This window comes from Streptococcus suis, from assembly GCF_046032115.1.
GTDB lineage: Bacteria > Bacillota > Bacilli > Lactobacillales > Streptococcaceae > Streptococcus > Streptococcus suis_AJ.
Genome location: NZ_JARQOZ010000012.1, coordinates 37184 through 58838 on the forward strand (window position 1 = coordinate 37184; position 21655 = coordinate 58838).

The following is a 21655-nucleotide window of genomic DNA, read 5'->3' on the forward strand; positions in this document are numbered from 1 at the left end:
GAGAAAAAATGGATTTAGGAACTGTTACTGACAAACTGTTAGAGCGCAACAGTAAACGATTGATACTCATGTGCATGGATACGTGTCTTCTTATAGTTTCCATGATTTTGAGCAGGCTGTTTTTGGATGTTATTATTGACATTCCAGATGAACGCTTCATTATTGCAGTTTTATTTGTTTTAATATTCTATCTGATTATCTCAGTTAGACTAAAGGTTTTTTCGCTAATTACCAGGTATACTGGGTATCAAAGTTATGTGAAAATAGGACTGAGTTTGATATCCGCTTATTCATTATTTTTAATCATTTCAATGATTCTATGGCAGACCTTTAGTTATCGTTTCATCTTAGTATCCGTATTTTTGTCGTATGTAATGCTCATTACTCCGAGGATTATTTGGAAAGTCTTACATGAGACGAGAAAAAATGCCATTCGAAAGAAGGATAGCCCACTAAGAATCTTAGTCGTAGGTGCTGGAGATGGTGGGAATATGTTTATCAATACCGTCGAAGATCGAAAATTGAATTTTGAAATTGTCGGTATTGTTGATCGTGATCCAAATAAACTTGGATCATTTATTCGTACCGCTAAAGTTTTAGGAAACCGTAATGATATTCCACGATTGGTAGAGGAATTAGCTGTTGACCAAGTGACGATTGCCATCCCTTCTTTAAATGGTAAGGAGCGAGAGAAGATTGTTGAAATCTGTAACACTATAGGAGTGACTGTCAATAATATGCCGAGCATTGAAGACATTATGGCGGGGAACATGTCTGTCAGTGCCTTTCAGGAAATTGACGTAGCAGACCTTCTTGGTCGACCAGAGGTTGTTTTGGATCAGGATGGATTGAGTCAGTTTTTCAAAGGGAAAACAATCCTTGTCACAGGAGCAGGTGGCTCTATCGGTTCAGAGCTATGTCGTCAAATTGCTAAGTTTACGCCTAAACGCTTGTTGTTGCTTGGCCATGGAGAAAATTCAATCTATCTCATTCATCGAGAGTTACTGGAAAAGTACCAAGGTAAGATTGAGTTGGTCCCTCTCATTGCAGATATTCAAGATAGAGAATTGATTTTTAGCATAATGGCTGAATATCAACCCGATGTTGTTTATCATGCTGCAGCACATAAGCATGTTCCTTTGATGGAATATAACCCTCATGAAGCAGTAAAGAATAATATTTTTGGGACAAAGAATGTGGCTGAGGCGGCTAAAACTGCAAAGGTTGCCAAATTTGTTATGGTTTCAACAGATAAAGCTGTTAATCCGCCAAATGTCATGGGAGCGACTAAACGTGTTGCAGAAATGATTGTTACTGGCTTAAATGAAACAGGACAAACACAATTTGCTGCAGTACGGTTCGGAAATGTTTTAGGTAGTCGTGGAAGTGTTGTTCCGCTATTCAAAGAGCAAATTAGAAAAGGTGGACCTGTTACGGTTACCGACTTTAGGATGACTCGTTATTTCATGACGATTCCTGAGGCAAGTCGTTTGGTTATCCAAGCTGGACATTTGGCAAAAGGTGGAGAAATTTTTGTCTTAGACATGGGTGAACCAGTACAGATACTAGAGTTAGCTCGAAAAGTTATCTTATTAAGTGGTTATACAGAAGATGAAATTGGAATTGTGGAATCTGGAATTCGTCCTGGAGAGAAACTCTACGAAGAGTTACTATCCACTGAAGAACGTGTTAGCGAACAAATTTATGAAAAAATATTTGTAGGTCGCGTTACAAATAAGCAATCGGACATTGTCAATTCATTTATCAATGGATTACTCCAAAAAGATAGAAATGAATTAAAAGATATGTTGATTGAATTTGCAAAACAAGAATAAGAAAGTAAAAGCTATTTTTACTTTCCTAGAGTCTAAATAGGATTTAGATTCTAGGAAGGTTGAAATACTTTCCTGAGGTAAAATATGCTAGGTCATAGGTTATTAAGAGAGAAAGAAAACAGAACGAAAGGTGGTCTCTATCATAAGGTTCAGATCGAGCTGGCTTTCAACTCAAACCACATTGAAGGCAGTCAATTAACCCATGACCAGACACGGTATATTTATGAGACTAATACCATTGGTTTCGAGGAAAGTCCAACTATAAGGGTGGATGATATTATCGAAACGACCAATCATTTTACTGCTTTCGATTTTCTCTTGGATAGCTTTCAAGATGATTTGAATGAAACTTGGATAAAGGAGATTCATGCTATCTTGAAGAGAGGGACTTCTGATTCGCGGAAGTCATGGTTTAAAGTAGGAGACTATAAGTCATATCCAAACGAAGTCGGAGGTCGTGAAACGACTTTGCCAGAAAAAGTAGAATCCGATATGCAAGAATTGCTGAACAGCTATCACCGCTTGCCTGAGACTTCCTTTGAGGATATTCTTGACTTTCATGTTCAATTTGAACGCATCCATCCCTTCCAAGATGGTAACGGGCGAGTAGGTCGATTGATTTTGTTTAAGGAATGTCTCAAACATGGACATGTTCCCTTTATCATTGGAGATGACATGAAGTATTTTTACTATCGTGGCTTAGCCGAGTGGGGAGAACAGAATGGTTTCTTATTAGATACTTGCTTAGCCGCACAAGATCGATTTAAGGACTATTTAGAGTATTTTAGGATTGAGGATTAGTGACAAAACCAGCTAACCTTGCAAATAGGAGAATGAATGTATAGCAGAAGAACTATAACAAAAGAATATCTAAAAGCGAATGAAATAACAGCCCAATATTTTGAAAAAATTGGGTCAAGAAAGTTAGAATTATTTTTTAAATATACTACGGATAAGTTACTAGCACTAATCCTATTAGTATTATTATCGCCAGCCATCATCGGTCTATCTATTTGGATAAAACTAGATAGCAAAGGACCAATTTTTTATCGTCAAGAACGTGTTACAAGATATGGTCGAATTTTTAGAATATTTAAGTTTAGAACGATGATTTCTGATGCGGATAAAGTCGGAAGTCTTGTCACAGTCGGTCAAGATAATCGTATTACAAAAGTCGGTCATATTATCAGAAAATATAGGCTGGATGAAGTGCCTCAACTCTTTAATGTTTTGACAGGGGATATGAGTTTTGTTGGCGTAAGACCAGAAGTACAAAAATATGTTGACCATTACACTGATGAAATGCTTGCGACTTTGCTATTGCCAGCAGGAATTACTTCACCAGCAAGTATTGCATATAAGGATGAAGATGCTGTTTTAGAAGAATATTGTTCTCAAGGCTACAGTCCTGATGAAGCATATGTTCAAAAAGTGTTACCAGAAAAAATGAAATACAATTTGGAATATATCAGAAACTTTGGAATTGTTTCTGATTTTAAGGTAATGATAGATACAGTAATTAATGTAATAAAATAGGAGATTGAAATGACAAAAAGACAAAATATTCCATTTTCACCACCAGATATTACCCAAGCTGAAATTGATGAAGTTATTGACACACTAAAATCTGGTTGGATTACAACAGGACCAAAGACAAAAGAGCTAGAACGTAGGTTATCAGTATTTACAGGAACCAATAAAACTGTGTGTTTAAATTCTGCTACTGCAGGATTAGAACTAGTCTTGCGAGTTCTTGGAGTTGGACCTGGAGACGAAGTGATTGTTCCAGCTATGACCTATACTGCCTCATGTAGTGTCATTACTCATGTAGGAGCAACTCCTGTGATGGTTGATATTCAAAAAAATAGCTTTGAGATGGAATATGATGCTTTGGAAAAAGCGATTACTCCGAAAACAAAGGTTATCATCCCAGTTGATCTAGCTGGTATTCCTTGTGATTATGATAAGATTTATACCATCGTAGAAAACAAACGCTCTTTGTATGCTGCTTCTGATAATAAATGGCAGAAACTTTTCGACAGAGTTATTATTCTATCGGATAGTGCACATTCTCTAGGAGCTAGTTATAAGGGGAAACCAGCGGGTTCCCTAGCAGATTTTACCTCATTTTCTTTCCATGCAGTTAAGAATTTTACAACTGCTGAAGGAGGTAGTGTGACATGGAGACCACATCCTGGTTTGGATGATGAAGAGATGTATAAAGAGTTTCAGATTTACTCTCTTCATGGTCAGACAAAGGATGCATTAGCTAAGACACAATTAGGGTCATGGGAATATGACATTGTTATTCCTGGTTACAAGTGTAATATGACAGATATTATGGCTGGTATCGGTTTGGTACAGTTGGAACGTTACCCATCTCTGTTGGAACGTCGAAAAGAAATTGTCGAAAAATACAATGCAGGCTTTGAAGGAACATTGATTAAGCCGTTGGTACATCAGACCGAAGATAGACAATCATCTATGCACTTGTATATCACTCATCTGGAAGGCTTTACTTTGGAACAACGAAATGAAGTGATTCAAAAAATGGCTGAAGCAGGGATTGCTTGTAATGTTCACTACAAGCCACTGCCTCTTCTTACAGCCTATAAAAATATTGGTTTTGATATGAAAGATTTTCCGAATGCCTATCAGTATTTTGAAAATGAAATTACACTTCCTCTTCATACCAACTTGAGTGATGAAGATGTGGAGTATGTGATAGAAACGATTAAACGCATTGTTTATATAAAAAAATGAGGTAATTCTCGTGAAATATAGTGTTTTAATGACTGTGTATAAAAATGATAATGCTGATTATTTTTATATTGCATTGAATAGTATGGTTCAACAAACAATAAAACCTGATGAAATCGTTATTGTAAAGGACGGTCCGATTCCTAATTTATTAGAACAGGTTATTGTTAATGTACAAAACAGTTGTGACATTTACTTTAATGAAATTCAATTGCCAAATAATGTTGGGCTTGGAGAGGCATTAAATGCGGGTCTAAAAGAATGTCGAAATGACCTTATTGCAAGGATGGATGCGGATGATTATTCTCTTCCTCAAAGATGTGAGTTACAACTAAGAGAATTCGAAAAAGACAGTACTCTAGATATTATTGGTTCGTCGGTAGAGGAGTTTATTTCTGAGTTGGATAATATAGTCGGACGTAGAATAGTACCAACCACTCATGATGAAATCTATAAGTTTGCTAAAAAAAGGGATCCGTTTAATCATCCGACAGTGATGTATCGTAAATCGTTTTTAGATAAAATTGGTGGATATTCAGACTATCGTAAAAATCAGGATACCGATCTCTGGATAAGAATGCTAGAATCTGGTGCAAAAACTAAGAATCTTGATGAAATTGTATTCAAATTCAGATTTGAACAAAATACTTTTGAAAAACGAAAAAACTGGTTTAACACCAAAACGCTTATTCACATTCGATACAATGCTTGGAAACGAGGATTTAATAGTTTGGGCGAGTTTTTAGAGATAACAGCTGCCCAAATTGCTGTCTACATCTTGCCTCAAAGTTTCCAACGATTTTTATATAAACATTTTTTGAGAGGGTAGAAAATGATAGGTAGGGCTGTGGTTAAGATTGAATCAATCATACATTATCTTTTTAATTTTTCGTTGTATTTTCCAAAGAGAGTACAAATATACGGAAAACCTAGGATTTTATTTGGGAAAAAAATGAATTTTCTGAAAATGTAAGGATCAATGACAAGGTGTTTTTACACGCTGTAAATGGAATTGCTATTGGAAAAAATTCAACATTGTCTTATGGGGCAACTTTAATTACAGAGTCCTATGATGTTACAAATAGAGAAAACTATATGAAACGGCTACATAAAGGTGCTAGAATTGAAATAGGGGATAATGTTTGGATTGGTGCAAATGTCATAATTCTACCAGGAGTGAATATTGCTGACGGTGTAATCGTAGGCGCTGGGTCAGTCGTCACAAAATGTTTGACTAAAAAAAATTCCCTATATGCAGGAAATCCTGCTAAATTTATCAAGGAGTATCAAGAATGAAATTGTTACATGTTACAGCTACCCATTTAAAACCTACTGGAAGTATACCTGTTGTTTTAAGTGAGTTGGTTTCTCATCAGAATGTATTAACAGGATTTGAAGCACGAGTTTTGTCTATAAAATCACCAGTGAAAGATATCAATTCTGCATACTTTGACTTTTTGGGTGATAGATTATTTGAAGATTATATAAAGTTTTTTTCACCGGATATAGTTATTTTTCATAGTTTCTATTTTTGGGAATACATAAAGCTATACAAAATTTTAAAAAAAAATAATATTCCATATTTTATTCAACCTCATGGTTCGTTTATGATTGAGTCAATGAAGAAATCAAAAATAAAGAAAACTGTTGCAAGAGCTTTATTTTTTGATAAATTTGTAAGAAACTCTGAGGGGATAATTTATTTAAATCAATCTGAAAAAAAAAATTCACTGTACAAATGCGAAACTAATCTGATTATTCCCAATGGAATTGCAATTGAAGATTCTTTGAGAAAGAATGGCTATAAATATAAGAGTAGCTCTAGTGTTGAGTTTTATTATTTAGGTAGATTTGATATAAAACCTAAAGGATTAGATATATTAATAGATGCTTTAGAGGTGTTGGATAATTTAAGCGAGGATCGGATGATTACATTTTCTTTCTATGGTATTGGAAATCATAGTCAAGTCAAGTATATTGAAAATAGGATTCATCGGTTAAGGAATATAAATGTATTTTATAGAGGGCCATTACTTGGAAAAGAGAAGGTTGAACATTTGTGTGGAAAGATTATGGTCTTAACTTCACGCCATGAGGGCTTTCCAATGACCGTTTTAGAAGCTCTTTCTTATGGTAATCCATGTATTGTCACAAAAGAAACAAATGTTCTTGATGAAGTGGTTCTGAACAATTTAGGATGGGCTTGTTCTTTAGACTCACAATCAATTGCTTCTGCTATGCTAAAAGCATATGATGACTACCTAACCAGCCAGGAAGAGTATTTTGCAAATTGTGTCAATCATGTTAGTTCTGAATATTCTTGGAAAAGGATTGCTCAGATTTCATATGAGGAATTGAAGAAATTTGAAAGGGGATAGAATGAAAAAAATAATGATTTTAGGGTGTTTAACACAATCCAAAACAGGCAATAAAAGTTTTGGAGGGGCGGAACGGAATATGGCCATGTTAGCCAATTCTCTAGCTGAGCGAGGTTATGATATCTGTCTGTGCTCTGTTGAAGGAAGTCATTTACCCTATCAATTAAATAGTGATGTTGAATTGCTGACTAGTGAGGTAAGTTACCAAAATAAGTTCAAAACGCACGGTGATATATTTGTCAATACTATAAAAAGTATCCGTAACGTACAACCTGACGTAATTATTTCTTTTTGGCCTCATCCGACTTTTTATGCACTACTATTTACAAAAATAAAAAGAATAAAAATGATTTATTCTGAGAGGAATGATCCTAGCAGAGAATATACAGGTATTGCTCGACTCATTCATACTGTAATATCTTATTTTTGTAACGGATATGTTTTTCAAAATCTAGGTGCTCAACGATATTTTCCCAAGCAATCAATAAAAAATAGCACAGTAATTCATAATCCACTATCATTTACCAAAAAGGATACCCCAAATAAAAAGCGTGTTGTAAGAAATTTTAAGAGGATTATTTCGGTAGGAAGATTAACAGAACAAAAAAATCACAGCATGTTGATTGGAGCGTTTTCAAAATATAATGAGACGCACCCTGATTCTATCTTAGAAATATTCGGGGAAGGTGCACTATATCAAGATTTAAAGAAACAGATTAAGATGTTGAATATGGAAAATAAAATTATCCTTAGAGGAACAACTTCTCAAATTTTAGAAGAGATTGCCAGTTCGGATATGTTTGTTCTTACTTCAAAATATGAAGGAATGCCGAATGTATTGATGGAGGCGTTGGCATTAGGGGTTCCAGTAGTTTCAACAGATTTTTCCCCAGGAACAGTAAGAGAATTGCTTACTCATGGCGTAAATGGCTTAATCTGTGATATCACCGAGTCTGATTTGATAGACAAAATGACAATGTATGATGATGAGTCCTTAGTAGAGCAGGTTTCTAGGAACTCTATCAAGATATTTGAAACACACAGTATAGAGGAGATAACAGATCAATGGGAAAGATTCTTGATAGAAACGATGAACGGACATTAAGTTACCATTTTGCAGCGTTGTTTACGGTGGGAGCATTCTTTATAGAATTGTTTTTTAACGGTAAGTATCTTGTCTGTACCCCCGTTCTTTTTTTAGGTTATTTATTTTATTATAATCCGAAGTTTAAAGGCCAGATTTCCAAATATTTATCAATTATTTTGATATGGTTAATATTTATTTTTTTACAAATTCTAATCTTAGGAATGATTCGGACAGGCAATGAAGATTTTTTTTCCTTTTATTATAATTTAGTATTGTTTGCAAATATCACCATGATTTTCTTTATGATCGGGCTCACGAGACTTGTGAATTATCTTTTAAAGTATCTTGATTTAGTTGTTCAATACGGAGTTTTACTCTGTACACCGGTTATTTTTTTAAAAGAAATCGATATTATCCAATCTCGATGGAGAGATTTTTTAAATGCCCATTCTGGCTATAGACTGGGAGTTTCAAGTAATATAAACCCCAACAGTATTGCATGGCTCTATGGTTTTTTTGCGATGTTGACCCTATATTTTCTGTTAAAATCTAAAAAAATAAGGTATGTCTTCTTATTTGCAGTAGAACTAGTTTGTATATTATTTACAGGTTCTAAAACAGGTTTGTTGACTGCTTTTATCCCCGTAATATTTGCTTTCTTTAAGAGTTTACGAAAGGCAAAAATTTCTAATGTAATTGTTATTCTGTTGGTGGGTTTTATTTTTTGGTATGAAGTTCAAAATAATCCCGTATTATATACGTTGATTGGTAAACGATTAAATAGTTTTTTAGGGTTATTTGGAATTGGCACAGTACCAGTTGATGCCGGCTCGACTTTGAAGAGAATTCATATGATAGAATTTGCCGAAAATATGATATGGGAAAAACCAATATTGGGCTGGGGGATTGGGGCATTTGCTCAGATATCTGGCTTTGGAGTTTATTCTCATAATAATTTTATAGAAAGCCTAGTATCAGGAGGGATTGTATTTAGCACTGCATATTATTTTATCTACGTATTGTTGTCTTTGCAGTTGTTTTCATTGCCCAAATGTGAGGAAAAGGAAGTTGCAATTCTTTTGATAGTATCAAATCTTTTAATTGATTTTTCAACAGTTACGTTTTATGGTCAGCTATTACCTTATTTTAAAATAATCATCATTGCAATGCTGTTATATTATATTCAGTTTATTAAAGAAAGAGTAGAAAAATGAGATTTTTAAATCTTTTTGAAAAATTGATAAAGAGATTTTCATCCCAATCATTATATCAAGATTATCTAAGAAAACAAGGAATCGTGATTGGAAACAACTGTGAAATATATAAGAGTGCTTCATTTGGAAGTGAACCTTATTTGGTGACTATTGGTGACAATGTTAGAATTTCGGCGGATGTAAAAATTACTACACATGATGGCGGAGTTTGGGTCGCTCGTCATTTAGTGGGAAATCAGGAAATTGACCTGTTTGATAGAGTTGAAATTGGTTCTAATGTTCATATCGGTGTCAATGCTATCATACTGCCAGGAGTAACCATAGGAAATAATTGCATTATTGCGGCTGGGGCGGTTGTTACGCACTCGGTTCCGTGTAATGAAATTTGGGGAGGGGTACCAGCTAGATTTATTAGTACAATAGATGATTATATTTTAAAGCATAGAGGAGAATTTGAAATGACTAAGACGATGTCCTCCGATGAAAAAATGAAGTTTCTATTGAAGAAGTATCCAGAGGTAATTAATGACTAATAATAAGCAACTTTCTTTGAATATTTTAATTTCAATTTTAAACCAATTGGTCATTATCGTTTGTGGTTTTATTTTACCAAGGGTACTTTTAGAATCCTTTGGTTCAACGGTAAATGGTTTAGTGACCTCAATTCGGCAATTTTTAAATTTTATAACATTTTTAGAAATGGGAATTGGAGTTGTAATTTCAAGCTCCTTATATGAACCGCTCTTTAAACAAGATACTGAAAAAGTGAGTGCAATAATTGTTTCGTCCAAGAGATTTTTTAATAAATTAGTTTTATACTTTACCTTTTTTTTAGTAGTGTTGGTTTTTACTTATCCATTATTTGTTGTAGAATTTAATTTTGTTTACGTAAGTATCCTTATGGTGATACTCTCATTAAATTTGTATAGTCAGTACTATTTTGGAATTGTTAATCAACTTTTACTAACAGCAGATCAGAAGAATTATATTCCTCAGGGGCTATCAATGGTGACTGTTATACTTAATACTCTTGCTACAGCAGTGATAGTTAATTATTCAAAAAACGTTCATATTGTTTTTCTTTCAACATCATTTATTTATTTAGCGCGGCCTTTAGCTATGGATATTTATGTAAGGAAGTGTTATAATATCGATTATAATATTAGATATACTGAGGAACCAATAAAACAAAAGTTTAATGGTTTTTATCATCATCTTTCAAGTATTGTTCTTGGAAATACCGATATTATTGTCTTAACTCTTTTATCAAGTTTGAAAAATATCTCAATATATTCCGTCTATGCTCTGATTTTTTCTGGGATAAGGGGAATCATTTATGCACTTGTTACAAGTTTAACTCCTTATTTTGGTAGGGTAGTTTCAAAAGAGTCAACTCAAGGAGTTTTAAAAAAATTTAGGTATTTAGAATGGGGTCTCAATACGCTCATTACGTTAATATTTTCAGTTGTTGCAGCTTCAATTATTCCGTTTATTACGTTGTATACTCAAAATATAACCGATGCAGATTATATTTTGTATGGATTTGCATTATTTATGTGCTTATCACAGTACATGTTTTGTATGAGATATAGTTATAATATCTATGTGCAATCTGTTGGTCATTACAAAGAAACTCAGATGAGTGCTATTATTGAGGCAATTTTAAATATTGCATCTACCTTTATTTTTACAGCTCTTTTTGGAATGATTGGATTAGCGATAGGCACATTAATTGCAATGCTATATAGACTTCTATATTTACTTAATTATTCAAAGAAAGTTCAACTTGGGGCTAGTATTATTGGCTCTATTTTATATATTTTTACAGGGAGTTGTAATGTTGTAGCAATGTTTTATCTGGGAAGTTATTTAGCTCCTAAAATTACCACTTTTATGCATTTGGTTTATTATACAATGGGTTATGTCCTTTTATCTGTTCTATCTCTTTTGTTAAGTAATTTAATATTTAACAGGAGATTACTTTTGGGATTCTTTAAGTCATTAATTTTAAAGGATGAATTATAATATGAAAAAAAGTATTGAACGAGATTCAAAATTAGAGTTAATTAGAATTTTTAGCATGTTATTTATTGTATCTAGTCACTATGTTTTGCATGGCGGGATAGTGAACGAAGTAACAGGTTTTGATTTTAATGGATTAACGTCAGACTTTTTATATATTGGTGGTAAAATTGGGGCTAATCTTTTTATTATGTTGAGTGGTTATCTGTTATGTGACTGTATTTATAAAACCGAAAGACTATTAAAAACAGCTTTGATAACTTTATTTTATTCAACTATAGGTTTATTACTTGGATTGATAGTTTTTAATGATATATCTGTAATAGATATAATAAAGTCCTTTTTTCCTATTATCACTGATAGATACTGGTTTGTTACTACATATTTTCTGATTCTAGTGTTTATGCCTTATTTAAACTATGCAATTACTATCTTGAATAAAAAACAATTGGAGTTCTTACTTTTATTGGGGTTTGTTTTATGGTGCTTTATTCCAACTTTTTTTAATCAGGACTTAAATTTTTCTAATTTTGTTTGGTTTATTTTTTTGTATATTTTAGGATCTGGAATAAAAAAATATAAATTTTTATATGTTGATACAGCTAAGTCGTTTATAATATCTTTAGTTTTTTATTTGTTAATTTTTATTTCTATACAGCTATTAAAATTATGTTCTTTACAAAGTGAATTTTTTGAAACTAAAATTTATTTTTTTACTAATTCACATAGTATTTTGACATTCTTTTTTACAGTTTTCTTTTTCAATGGGATGCTGTCACTCAAAAGTTTTACAAATTATTGGGTAAATAAAGTAGCGAAAGCAACATTTGCAATATATTTAATTCATGATAATGATTTTATTAGAGAGTGGTTATGGAAAGATTTATTGAAAGTAAGCAACTATAGACATAGTAGTATTTTTATTTGGCATTATATTTTTAGTATATTGTTGATATTTTTCATTGGTGTTATTCTAGAGAATTTACGAGAGGTAGTCTTTGAGATGCTGTTAGAAGACAAGATTAAGAAGATTTCAACAAATTGTAATTTAATTTTTCGTAAGTTTTTTCCAGAATAATATAATTAGGGAGGATGGTTTATCATGAAAAAAATATTAATAACAGGTTCAGCTGGTTTCATTGGCAGCAACCTAGTATTAGAACTATTAAGGAGTGGCGAAGCATATCATATTATCGGTCTTGATAATATGAACGATTATTACGAAGTATCGCTCAAGCAGTATCGTCTTGAACAGATTGAGCAACAGTTGCTCCATAGTAAAAGCAAGTGGACTTTCATAGAGGGAGACTTGGCAGACAAGGATTTGGTCACTTCAATTTTTGAAGATTATCGTCCGAGTATTGTTGTTAATTTAGCCGCTCAGGCTGGTGTTCGCTACTCGATTACCAATCCAGATGTTTATATAGAGAGCAATATTATTGGTTTTCAGAATATCTTGGAAGCCTGTCGTCACTACCCAGTTGAGCATTTAGTATATGCTTCATCATCTTCGGTTTATGGTGGAAATGAGAAAGTACCGTTTTCTACAGATGATAAGGTAGATAATCCAGTATCACTTTATGCAGCAACTAAAAAGTCAAATGAACTGTTTGCACATGCCTACAGTAAGCTCTATGATATTCCAACAACGGGACTACGTTTCTTTACGGTCTACGGTCCAGCAGGTCGTCCAGATATGGCTTATTTTGGATTCACAAATAAACTGATAAAAGGTGAAACGATTGAAATTTTCAACTATGGAAATTGTAAACGTGATTTTACCTATGTCGATGATATTGTGGAAGGTGTCAAGCGTGTCATGTTTGGCGCACCGCAGAAGAGAAGTGGAAGTGATGGTCTCCCTATTCCGCCGTATGCAATCTACAATATTGGCAATAGCAATCCTGAAAACTTATTGGATTTTGTTCACATATTGAGTGAGGAACTAGTTTTGGCAGGAGTATTGCCAGAAGATTTTGATATTGAAGCACATAAAAAACTTGTGCCTATGCAAGCTGGAGATGTACCAGTAACCTACGCTGATACTTCTGATTTGGAGAGAGATTTTGGTTTTAGTCCCTCTACCACTCTCAGAGAAGGTTTGCGTCGATTTGCTCAATGGTATAAGGAGTATTATAAATAGGCATTGTTTTCTAGACTAGTATGCTCATAGTTTGCATAGATGGGTAATATATTAAAGTATCCAAAGATAAGAGGGGCGATTTATATCTTGTTCTCTTATAGCACTTGATTAAAACTATGTTGTCGATGATATTTTTTGATTTTTTTAGTAACAAATGGTATACTTTGTATATCATTTTTTTGACGAGGTGAAATTATGAGTAACAAAGAATTTTCTCAAGAATTTCTTAAAACTATTATTTTTTCTAAAAGAAAAGAGTTAGGCTATTCTCAGCAGGAACTTTCTGATTTGACAGGGATAAATCGAGCTATGATTAGCAAGTTGGAGCAAGGGGAGTATCTTCCTTCGATTCCTCAGTTACTGGCTTTGAGCAATGTGCTTGAGTTTGAAATTAACAGTTTATTTGTTTCTGATTTTCCGAAATCAATCGGCACTCTTCCGGCAAAAAAAATCGCTGTCGCAGGAACCGGCTATGTCGGTCTTTCTATCGCTGTCTTATTAGCACAGCATCATCAAGTTACCGCTGTAGATATTATCCAAGAAAAAGTTGATTTAATTAACGCTAAGAAGTCTCCGATTCAGGATGATTATATTGAAAAATATCTAGCTGAAAAAGACTTAAATCTAGTTGCAACATTGGATGCAGAAAAAGCCTACAAAGAGGCAGAAATTGTTGTGATTGCTGCTCCAACGAACTATGATAGTGCTAAGAATTACTTTGACACTAGTCATGTGGAATCAGTTATACAAACAGTATTATCAATCAATCCTCAGGCCTTGATGGTTATCAAATCAACGATTCCTGTTGGCTTTACTCAATCTATGCGTGAAAAATTTGGCACGGAAAATATTATCTTTAGTCCTGAATTTCTCAGAGAGTCAAAAGCACTTTATGACAATCTCTATCCATCACGGATTATTGTATCCTGTGAAGATGGTGCACCAGATTTGGTAGTAGAAGGTTCAAAGTTATTTGCTTCTCTTCTACAAGAGGGGGCTTTGAAGAGAGATGTAGAAGTGTTGCACATGGGTTCTACAGAAGCTGAAGCAGTTAAGCTTTTTGCCAATACTTATTTAGCCTTGCGTGTTTCTTATTTCAATGAATTGGATACCTATGCGGAGTTGAAAGGGCTGGATACCGAATCGATTATCAAGGGTGTTGGTTTAGATCCACGTATTGGTGACCACTACAATAACCCTTCTTTTGGCTATGGTGGTTACTGTCTTCCGAAAGATACCAAGCAGTTATTGGCTAATTACAATGATGTTCCGCAGAATATGATGACGGCCATTGTTGAAGCCAATAAAACAAGGAAAGATTTTATTGCCGATCAGGTGCTGAAAATGGCTGGTTATTATGATTACTCTGAACATGATAGCTACTCTCACCAACAAGAAAAAGAAATTACTGTTGGTGTTTACCGTTTAACGATGAAGAGCAACTCGGATAACTTTAGACAGAGTTCTATTCAAGGTGTCATGAAACGATTGAAAGCCAAAGGTGCAAAAGTTATTATTTTTGAACCAACTCTAGAGGACGACTCAACCTTCTTTGGTTCTAAAATTATCAATGATTTGAAGAAGTTCAAGTCTCAATGTCAAGCCATTGTAGCCAATCGTTATGATAGTTCTTTGGACGATGTGCGAGATAAGGTATATACACGAGATATTTTTAGAAGAGATTAAAGAATGTATCGATGTTTTAAATATATATACTTATTCTAAAAGGAGTAACTATGAAGATTAGTTTAAGAGGAAATTTACAGGGCTTGTTATCAGGAATGTTTTGGGGATTGGATACATCCTTGAATAGTTTGATATTGTTAATGGTTCCTTTCGTTGTTGGGGATAGCAAGCTATTATCCTCTACGTTACTATTAGCATTTTTTCACGATTTCTTTTCTGCTATTTTTTTAACAATTGACTTATCTATTAGAGGTCGGTTTAAAAATACGATACAAATTTTGAAAACTAGAAGTGCTTATTTTGTAATGATAGCAGCAGTATTCGCAGGACCTTTAGGAATGAGAGCCTATCTATTTGCAGTGGAGAAGTTGGGGGCAGGCTTGACAGCGACAATATCCGCTATCTACCCTGCAGTCGCAGCTTTATTAGGTATGATTTTTTTAAAAGATTATTTGACAAGAAAGGGATGATTTGGGCTCGCTTTAACTATCTTGGCAGTTATTTTTCTTGGATATAGTGGTTTTTCTCAAATAGAAGAATTATTCATTGGTTCTTTAGTGGCATTGCTATGTGTAATTGGCTGGGCTTCAGAGAGTGTTATTACCGCTTATGGCATGAAAGAAGATATTTTACCTAAACAAGCTTTATTTATCAGGCAATGGACTTCAAGCTTAGTCTATCTGTTGTTTATGATAATAGAGGGGGATGTTGTTTACAGTTTAGCAACTGTTTTTAGTTCACAGTCTATTCTTTTTATCATTTGTCTTTCCGTTATAGGAACGCTTTCCTATTTATTTTATTATTCTGCTATTGATACTATAGGTCCAGTAAGAGCGACAGGTTTAAATGTCACTTATTCTATTTGGACAGTCATCTTCTCGCTGTTTCTTTTCGGTGGACAATTAGATATAAAGTTAATCTTCAGTAGTATAGTTATTGTTATTGGTACACTATTTGTCTTGAAAAATTAAGGGGGAGAATTGATGAGAGCGATTATTTTAGCAGCAGGAATGGGAACTAGATTAAGACCATTGACATTAACAACTCCTAAATCTTTAATTGAAGTTGGAGGTCAAACTTTAATAGAGAGACAAATTTTGTTTTTAAATGAAATAGGTATTTCGGAAATTATTATTGTGACAGGTTATTTATCAGAAAAGTTTGACTTTTTAGAGAGTAAATATGGGGTAAGGTTAATTCACAATGATAAATATGATACCTATAATAACTTTTATAGCATGTATCTTGTGAGGGATTTTTTAAGTGATGCTTATGTGATTGATGCGGACAATTATTTGCACACGAACTTCTTAGATTCTGATGTAACCATTTCTACATATTTTTCGGCATATAAAGATAATTTTGAGGATGAGTGGCTTTTAAAATGTGATGATAATGGTCTAGTGAAAGAAATTGTGATAGATAGTGGCGAGGGCTCTATTCTATCTGGGGTATCATATTGGGATGCAAAATCTGGTCAGGTTCTAAACAAACTTATTGAAGAAGTGTTAGAATCAAACGATTTTTGTAATTTGTATTGGGATAATCTTGTAAAAGATAACTTGGATAAGTTGACAGTGTATAAGCGAGATATTCCTTCGAACGTTATATTTGAGATTGATAATCTTGATGATTTAGGACAGTTACAAGAATTTTTAAATTCACATAGCTAATCATAGGATTGCTGCATTTCCGGAATTAACGAACGTATTGTTGATGTAGCTACCGATCAGGTACTGAAGATGACTGGCTACTATGCTTACTCAGAACATGATTCCTATTCGCAACAGCAAGAAAAGGATATCACGATAGGAATTTATCGTCTGACCATGAAGAGTAATTCTGATAACTTCCGTCAAAGTTCTATCCAGGGAGTTATGAAGCGTTTGAAGGCTAAGGGAGCAAGGGTGATAATTTATGAGCCGACCTTAGAGAACGGAACGACATTCTTTGGCTCCAAAGTCGTCAACAATCTTAAGAAATTTAAAGAAATGAGTCAAGCCATTGTAGCCAATCGATACGACTTGAGTTTGGATGATGTTCTTGACAAGGTCTATACACGGGATATTTTTAGGAGGGATTAAATATAGGGTATTTGAACTTGCATTTGGATAGAACGAATTTTCATTTTTTCTTCAGATAAAGTAGAAAACGTTCCGTAGTCAACATGGCTTTGGGACGCTTTTTAGTAGTTGCTGTAATAGGAAAGTGACTTGAAAATTTTAGATACCGTGCTATAATATAACTATAAACTTTTCCGAATAAATAGATAGGGAGTATTTCTCGATTACTTTATTTGGAGGATAGAGATGACAAAACGCCGACAGGCAGTCAGTCCAATGGCTGATATTATTGCAAAAAAGATTTTCAATGACCACGAAATCACCATTGATTTCATCAATACTTTTCTAGTTTTTCGCCCCAAGTCTGTTCAGATTTTGAATGGAACTATTGCGGATGTAAAAAAGGAAAGGACTAGCCACTTTAGTACTACGGTGGATATTTTGGCTCGTATGGATGATGGAACACAAGTCATCATCGAGATACAGGTTGCCTATCAAAACAGTTTTATCAAACGCTTATGGACCTATTCCTGCCAACATTTGGTTAAGGATTTGCCCAATGTTCGTGACAAGGTCACACAGACACACGATATGTATGATAAAATCTCACCGATTTATTCGATTGCCTTAGTAGCTAGTAAGTATTTTGATGATGACCAGCCGATTCACAGTTTTGTACTGACTGAAAAAGATGGGGGTCAAGTCTTGGAATTGCCATTTGGCGAACACGAAGAATTGAGAAAACCATTTGAAATGGTCATTATTGAACTGAAAAAATTCCGCAAGGGTCAGCTAGAGAAAAATCAGCGCCAATGGATAGAATTTTTCGCCAATCGAGCATTTAGTCAATCTACATCAGATGTTATTGAAAAAGCAGAACACCTGTTGGATAGAAACACATGGACAGAGGAGGAAATCGAAATGGTAGATCAATGGTTACGTAATGCTTCCAACCACTTTGGTGAATTGGAAAGCTCCTATATACGTGGCAGACGGCGAGGAGGAAGGCAGAGCAGAAGGTTTGGAGAAAGGTCGTATAGAGGTCGCCTATCAGATGTTGCGTGAAGGTTTTTCGTATGAACTGATTGAAAAATTGACCGGTCTATCTTCAGATCAAATCAATCAACTGTCACAAAAACATCAGGTTTAAGAGGAAATCGAAATGGTAGATCAATGGTTACGTAATGCTTCCAACCACTTTGGAGAATTGGCAAGTTCCTACATACGTGGCAGACGGCGAGGTAAGGAAGAAGGAAGAGCCGAAGGTCTAGGGAAAGGTCTAGAAGAAGGAAGCCTACAAAAAAGTTTAGATGTTGCACAAAAATTATTAGCTAGAGGTCTTGACATAGAGGATATGTTAGAAATAACAGGACTAACTTTGGAACAGTTGACTCGATCCTCGCAAGAACATCAGTTCTAGGAGGAAAATACAAAATATATGAAAAAATACGATTATCTAGTTGTCGGAGCGGGTCTGTTCGGAGCGGTCTTTGCTCATGAGGCAGCTAAAAAGGGTAAAAAAATAAAGGTTATCGAAAAACGAGACCACATTGCAGGTAACATCTATACAAAAGAAGTAGAAGGTATTCAAGTCCATGAATATGGCGCACATATTTTCCATACTTCTGAAAAAGAAATTTGGGATTATGTGAATCAGTTTGCGGAGTTCAACCGCTATACAAATACACCAGTCGCCAACTACAAAGGTGAAATCTACAATCTTCCATTCAACATGAATACTTTCAATAAACTGTGGGGCGTGGTGACCCCTGCTGAAGCAGAAGCGAAGATTGCAGAGCAACGAGCTGTTTTGGGAGGAAAAACCCCTGAGAACTTGGAAGAACAAGCCATCTCACTAGTTGGTACAGACATCTATGAAAAATTGATCAAGTCATACACCGAGAAACAATGGGAAAAACCATGTACGGAGTTACCTGCCTTTATCATCCGTCGTTTACCCGTGCGTTTAACTTATGATAATAACTATTTCAACGACACATATCAAGGTATTCCAATCGGCGGTTACACGCAGATTGTTGAAAAAATGTTGAATCATGAGAATATTGATGTTGAGACAAATGTTGATTTCTTTGCCAATAAGGAAGGCTATTTAGCTACCTATCCGAAGATTGTCTTTACAGGAATGATTGACGAGTTCTTTGAGTACCAACTTGGTGAATTGGAATATCGTAGCCTTCGATTTGAGACAGAAGTATTGGATATGGAAAACTATCAAGGGAATGCAGTTGTCAACTACACAGATAGTGAAACGCCATTTACTCGTATTATCGAACACAAACATTTCGAATTTGGTACACAACCGAAAACCATTATTACACGTGAGTATTCGAAGACCTGGAAACGAGGCGATGAGCCGTATTATCCAGTGAACAATGATCGTAACAACAAACTTTATACTGCTTATAAGCGCCTCGCAGAACAACAAGAGAACGTTATATTTGGTGGACGTCTTGGTCATTATCGTTACTATGATATGCATCAAGTCATCGGAGCTGCTTTGCAGTGTGTGAGAAGTGAAGTTGGGGAATGATTTTGAGAAGTCATCAAAGTAGTAATTGATTCTTGTCAGAAGTCGGAATGCTCTTAAAATGTTAATCAAAAAAACCAGAAATTCTGGTTTTTTTTGATTATTGAATTGCTGCCAACAGGTCAGCTGTAACCGCCCAATAACAAAGTGTATTGAAAAGGTTCCAAAGTCCTGTCGACTCTGGAACCTTTTTCTATTTGCACTTTTCTTGAATATTTTCAGCCCATAGTAAATAAGCCTCCAGAACTTCTTTTTTTGCGAGCGTCTCCTCATTAGGTAAGTGTTCTAGAAGATAAGTCATATATTTCTCTGCATCAAGGCCGTGTCGTTTAGCAGTTTCCAAAAGACTCAGAATGACAGCTGTCGACTTGGCCCCCTCAAAGCTCTGAGAGAACAGCCAATTTTTTCTGCCCATCACCAAGGTCTTCATAGCCCTCTCAGCCATATTGTTGGATAGGACTAGGTCACCGTCCAAGAGAACGTTTCGGAAGGTGGTTTCGTATTTGAGGCTATACTCTATTGCAGTGCCTAATTTGGAGCTTGGCAAGACAGCCTGATTGCGACACCAATCAAAGAACTCGTCCATCAAGGGAGTTAACTCTGTCTGCCGTTTATGTCGCCGTTCCTCAGTAGACAAATCTGCCCAGTCATTCTCTAAGGCAAATAGGCGGTCGCAATAGGCTAAACCCTTAGCACCTAAAGAAGTCTTGTCTGTATTCTTAGGAGTCGCCTCAAAGAACTTCCGTCTAACGTGAGCCCAACAGCCAACCAGCTGTGCCTTGTCTAACTGCCGATAGGCCGACAGCGGTTCGCAGTTAACCAAGCTTAGCGTCGCTTCGCTCCTAAACCTTGGACTGCTATCGCATAGGCAGAACTAAAGGACTAAAGTCCTAAGTTACTGCCGTAACATATCACAATGTACGTAGCCCGCATAATCTCCAAGAAATTCCTCCACAACCAAGCCACTCCGTCGTTTGTCATGATGATAGAGGGTGACGCCCTTTTTCTCATGTTTCCCAGACAAGAAGGTCCAGTAGAAGGTCAACTGGCTATCATTTTCTAAGACCTTGTAGGAGGTTTCATCCGCATGGAGAATAGGCTGCTCCAACAATTTCTCGTGCAACAAATTATAAATCGGTTCGAAATAATACTGACTAGACTTGATATGCCAGTTGGCTATTTCCTTCCGACTGATGGGCAGACCAAGCTTGTGCCAGTCCTCTTCCTGACGGTAATTAGGCACCTTAAGATTGAACTTCTGATGAATAGTATGGGCGATGATAGAAGCTGAACCCAAGCTGTGTGCCAAAGGTGCCTTAGGAACTGGAGCCTTGATAATCTTATCGCTCAGATTCTTCTGACTACAAGCCTGACACTTGTATGCGTGCTGAACATGGTCAATCCGCTTTAATTGTGCAGGAATGAAAACCAACTCTTGTCGTTGAACAGTTGAGCCAATTTCTTTCAACTGACCATGACAGTCTGGACAGATGCAGTCTTCGCCCTGCAATTCGTGATGCACTATCTCTGGAGTAAACTGACTAAAAATAGCCTGACGAACCCCCTTGGCTTTCTTGCGTTTATAGGTGATGGTCTCTGTTTCAACTGGGTAAGTCAGCTTCTTCTTCAGGGAGACTTTCCTCCCCAAACAAGCTCAGCTGACCGGGTTGATACACAACCTTCTCTGATGATTTTCCGTAGAGTTTCTGTCTCAGATAATCAACCTGCTCACGAAGGAGGCTCAACTCGTTGGTAAGTTGTTCAATCGTTGAGGTCTGTTGTTTAATAATTGCCAATAACTCATCCATACGCTCGAGCCTCCTTCTTTTTATCTCATTATACACAAAGAAAAGCCATGATTTCAATAGAAATCACGACTTTTTGAAACATTTATTTTTGGATTGATCGAAAATCCTTTC

21 protein-coding genes and 2 pseudogenes are annotated in these 21655 nt (G+C 35.3%); 21 read left to right on the plus strand and 2 right to left on the minus strand.

Annotated features, from left to right (window positions below):
* The first annotated feature begins 8 nt into the window (after nt 1-8).
* From P7J36_RS05385 to glf, 21 genes and pseudogenes are all read left to right on the plus strand, one after another.
* A complete protein-coding gene (locus tag P7J36_RS05385) occupies nt 9-1835 on the plus strand; it encodes a polysaccharide biosynthesis protein (protein WP_408551478.1) in 1827 nt (608 codons plus the stop codon).
* A gap of 84 nt (nt 1836-1919) precedes the next feature.
* The gene (locus P7J36_RS05390; protein ID WP_408551479.1) at nt 1920-2636 is read left to right on the plus strand and encodes a Fic family protein; all 717 of its coding nucleotides are present in this window, start codon (nt 1920-1922) and stop codon (nt 2634-2636) included.
* Between the two features lie 36 nt (nt 2637-2672).
* The gene (locus P7J36_RS05395; RefSeq protein ID WP_408539653.1) at nt 2673-3371 is read left to right on the plus strand and encodes a sugar transferase; all 699 of its coding nucleotides are present in this window, start codon (nt 2673-2675) and stop codon (nt 3369-3371) included.
* 9 nt (nt 3372-3380) lie between these two features.
* The gene (locus tag P7J36_RS05400; protein ID WP_408551480.1) at nt 3381-4598 is read left to right on the plus strand and encodes a DegT/DnrJ/EryC1/StrS family aminotransferase; all 1218 of its coding nucleotides are present in this window, start codon (nt 3381-3383) and stop codon (nt 4596-4598) included.
* Nucleotides 4599-4608: 10 nt separating this feature from the next.
* Complete coding sequence (locus P7J36_RS05405) at nt 4609-5424, plus strand: glycosyltransferase (protein ID WP_408551481.1); 816 nt, start codon at nt 4609-4611, stop codon at nt 5422-5424.
* A 158-nt stretch (nt 5425-5582) separates the two neighbouring features.
* A complete protein-coding gene (locus tag P7J36_RS05410; RefSeq protein WP_306542389.1) occupies nt 5583-5891 on the plus strand; it encodes an acyltransferase in 309 nt (102 codons plus the stop codon).
* Nucleotides 5888-6973: a glycosyltransferase gene (locus tag P7J36_RS05415; RefSeq protein WP_408551482.1), complete on the plus strand. Its 1086-nt coding sequence runs from the start codon at nt 5888-5890 to the stop codon at nt 6971-6973. The genes P7J36_RS05410 and P7J36_RS05415 overlap by 4 nt, the downstream gene beginning before the upstream one ends.
* Nucleotide 6974: 1 nt before the next feature.
* Nucleotides 6975-8078 (plus strand): glycosyltransferase, encoded by a 1104-nt coding sequence (locus P7J36_RS05420; RefSeq protein WP_408551483.1) that lies wholly within the window; start codon nt 6975-6977, stop codon nt 8076-8078.
* Nucleotides 8039-9274, plus strand: coding sequence for an O-antigen ligase family protein (locus P7J36_RS05425; protein ID WP_408551484.1), 1236 nt, complete (start codon nt 8039-8041; stop codon nt 9272-9274). The genes P7J36_RS05420 and P7J36_RS05425 overlap by 40 nt, the downstream gene beginning before the upstream one ends.
* Nucleotides 9271-9807: an acyltransferase gene (locus tag P7J36_RS05430; RefSeq protein WP_105157667.1), complete on the plus strand. Its 537-nt coding sequence runs from the start codon at nt 9271-9273 to the stop codon at nt 9805-9807. Before P7J36_RS05425 ends, P7J36_RS05430 begins: the two co-directional genes overlap by 4 nt.
* Complete coding sequence (locus tag P7J36_RS05435) at nt 9800-11299, plus strand: lipopolysaccharide biosynthesis protein (RefSeq protein ID WP_408551485.1); 1500 nt, start codon at nt 9800-9802, stop codon at nt 11297-11299. The genes P7J36_RS05430 and P7J36_RS05435 overlap by 8 nt, the downstream gene beginning before the upstream one ends.
* A gap of 1 nt (nt 11300) precedes the next feature.
* A complete protein-coding gene (locus P7J36_RS05440; RefSeq protein WP_222329920.1) occupies nt 11301-12374 on the plus strand; it encodes an acyltransferase family protein in 1074 nt (357 codons plus the stop codon).
* A gap of 24 nt (nt 12375-12398) precedes the next feature.
* Nucleotides 12399-13439 (plus strand): NAD-dependent epimerase/dehydratase family protein, encoded by a 1041-nt coding sequence (locus P7J36_RS05445; protein ID WP_408551486.1) that lies wholly within the window; start codon nt 12399-12401, stop codon nt 13437-13439.
* Between the two features lie 195 nt (nt 13440-13634).
* Entirely contained in the window at nt 13635-15125 is a 1491-nt protein-coding gene (locus P7J36_RS05450; RefSeq protein ID WP_408551487.1) for a nucleotide sugar dehydrogenase, read from the plus strand.
* 50 nt (nt 15126-15175) lie between these two features.
* On the plus strand, nt 15176-15595 hold the full coding sequence (locus P7J36_RS05455; RefSeq protein WP_408551488.1) for an EamA family transporter: 420 nt from the start codon (nt 15176-15178) through the stop codon (nt 15593-15595).
* Nucleotides 15596-15616: 21 nt separating this feature from the next.
* Nucleotides 15617-16096, plus strand: a complete 480-nt coding sequence (locus P7J36_RS05460) for an EamA family transporter (protein WP_408551489.1) — start codon at nt 15617-15619, stop codon at nt 16094-16096.
* 12 nt (nt 16097-16108) lie between these two features.
* Nucleotides 16109-16798 carry a sugar phosphate nucleotidyltransferase gene (locus P7J36_RS05465; protein ID WP_277947885.1) on the plus strand — a complete coding sequence of 230 codons (690 nt, stop codon included), beginning with the start codon at nt 16109-16111 and terminating at the stop codon, nt 16796-16798.
* 42 nt (nt 16799-16840) lie between these two features.
* Nucleotides 16841-17209, plus strand: a pseudogene (locus P7J36_RS05470) (UDP binding domain-containing protein); the annotation flags it as partial.
* A 225-nt stretch (nt 17210-17434) separates the two neighbouring features.
* Nucleotides 17435-18253, plus strand: coding sequence for an Rpn family recombination-promoting nuclease/putative transposase (locus P7J36_RS05475; protein WP_408551490.1), 819 nt, complete (start codon nt 17435-17437; stop codon nt 18251-18253).
* A 97-nt stretch (nt 18254-18350) separates the two neighbouring features.
* Entirely contained in the window at nt 18351-18608 is a 258-nt protein-coding gene (locus P7J36_RS05480) for a hypothetical protein (RefSeq protein WP_408551491.1), read from the plus strand.
* 18 nt (nt 18609-18626) lie between these two features.
* Nucleotides 18627-19739: a UDP-galactopyranose mutase gene (gene glf / locus P7J36_RS05485; protein ID WP_408551492.1), complete on the plus strand. Its 1113-nt coding sequence runs from the start codon at nt 18627-18629 to the stop codon at nt 19737-19739.
* A gap of 190 nt (nt 19740-19929) precedes the next feature.
* Here the strand turns inward: glf and P7J36_RS05490 are convergent.
* Both P7J36_RS05490 and P7J36_RS05495 read right to left on the minus strand, forming a co-directional pair.
* A pseudogene (locus tag P7J36_RS05490) lies at nt 19930-21384 on the minus strand (IS66 family transposase).
* Entirely contained in the window at nt 21338-21544 is a 207-nt protein-coding gene (locus P7J36_RS05495; RefSeq protein ID WP_222330467.1) for an IS66 family transposase, read from the minus strand. Before P7J36_RS05495 ends, P7J36_RS05490 begins: the two are co-directional and overlap by 47 nt.
* Between the last annotated feature and the right edge of the window lie 111 nt (nt 21545-21655).

Coding starts and splice junctions, on each gene's coding strand:
- P7J36_RS05385 (WP_408551478.1), top strand. CDS start 9: ATGGATTTAGGAACTGTTACTGACAAACTGTTAGAGCGCAACAGTAAA.
- P7J36_RS05390 (WP_408551479.1), top strand. CDS start 1,920: ATGCTAGGTCATAGGTTATTAAGAGAGAAAGAAAACAGAACGAAAGGT.
- P7J36_RS05395 (WP_408539653.1), top strand. CDS start 2,673: ATGTATAGCAGAAGAACTATAACAAAAGAATATCTAAAAGCGAATGAA.
- P7J36_RS05400 (WP_408551480.1), top strand. CDS start 3,381: ATGACAAAAAGACAAAATATTCCATTTTCACCACCAGATATTACCCAA.
- P7J36_RS05415 (WP_408551482.1), top strand. CDS start 5,888: ATGAAATTGTTACATGTTACAGCTACCCATTTAAAACCTACTGGAAGT.
- P7J36_RS05420 (WP_408551483.1), top strand. CDS start 6,975: ATGAAAAAAATAATGATTTTAGGGTGTTTAACACAATCCAAAACAGGC.
- P7J36_RS05425 (WP_408551484.1), top strand. CDS start 8,039: ATGGGAAAGATTCTTGATAGAAACGATGAACGGACATTAAGTTACCAT.
- P7J36_RS05430 (WP_105157667.1), top strand. CDS start 9,271: ATGAGATTTTTAAATCTTTTTGAAAAATTGATAAAGAGATTTTCATCC.
- P7J36_RS05435 (WP_408551485.1), top strand. CDS start 9,800: ATGACTAATAATAAGCAACTTTCTTTGAATATTTTAATTTCAATTTTA.
- P7J36_RS05440 (WP_222329920.1), top strand. CDS start 11,301: ATGAAAAAAAGTATTGAACGAGATTCAAAATTAGAGTTAATTAGAATT.
- P7J36_RS05445 (WP_408551486.1), top strand. CDS start 12,399: ATGAAAAAAATATTAATAACAGGTTCAGCTGGTTTCATTGGCAGCAAC.
- P7J36_RS05450 (WP_408551487.1), top strand. CDS start 13,635: ATGAGTAACAAAGAATTTTCTCAAGAATTTCTTAAAACTATTATTTTT.
- P7J36_RS05455 (WP_408551488.1), top strand. CDS start 15,176: ATGAAGATTAGTTTAAGAGGAAATTTACAGGGCTTGTTATCAGGAATG.
- P7J36_RS05465 (WP_277947885.1), top strand. CDS start 16,109: ATGAGAGCGATTATTTTAGCAGCAGGAATGGGAACTAGATTAAGACCA.
- P7J36_RS05475 (WP_408551490.1), top strand. CDS start 17,435: ATGACAAAACGCCGACAGGCAGTCAGTCCAATGGCTGATATTATTGCA.
- P7J36_RS05480 (WP_408551491.1), top strand. CDS start 18,351: ATGGTAGATCAATGGTTACGTAATGCTTCCAACCACTTTGGAGAATTG.
- glf (WP_408551492.1), top strand. CDS start 18,627: ATGAAAAAATACGATTATCTAGTTGTCGGAGCGGGTCTGTTCGGAGCG.
- P7J36_RS05495 (WP_222330467.1), bottom strand. CDS start 21,544: ATGGATGAGTTATTGGCAATTATTAAACAACAGACCTCAACGATTGAA.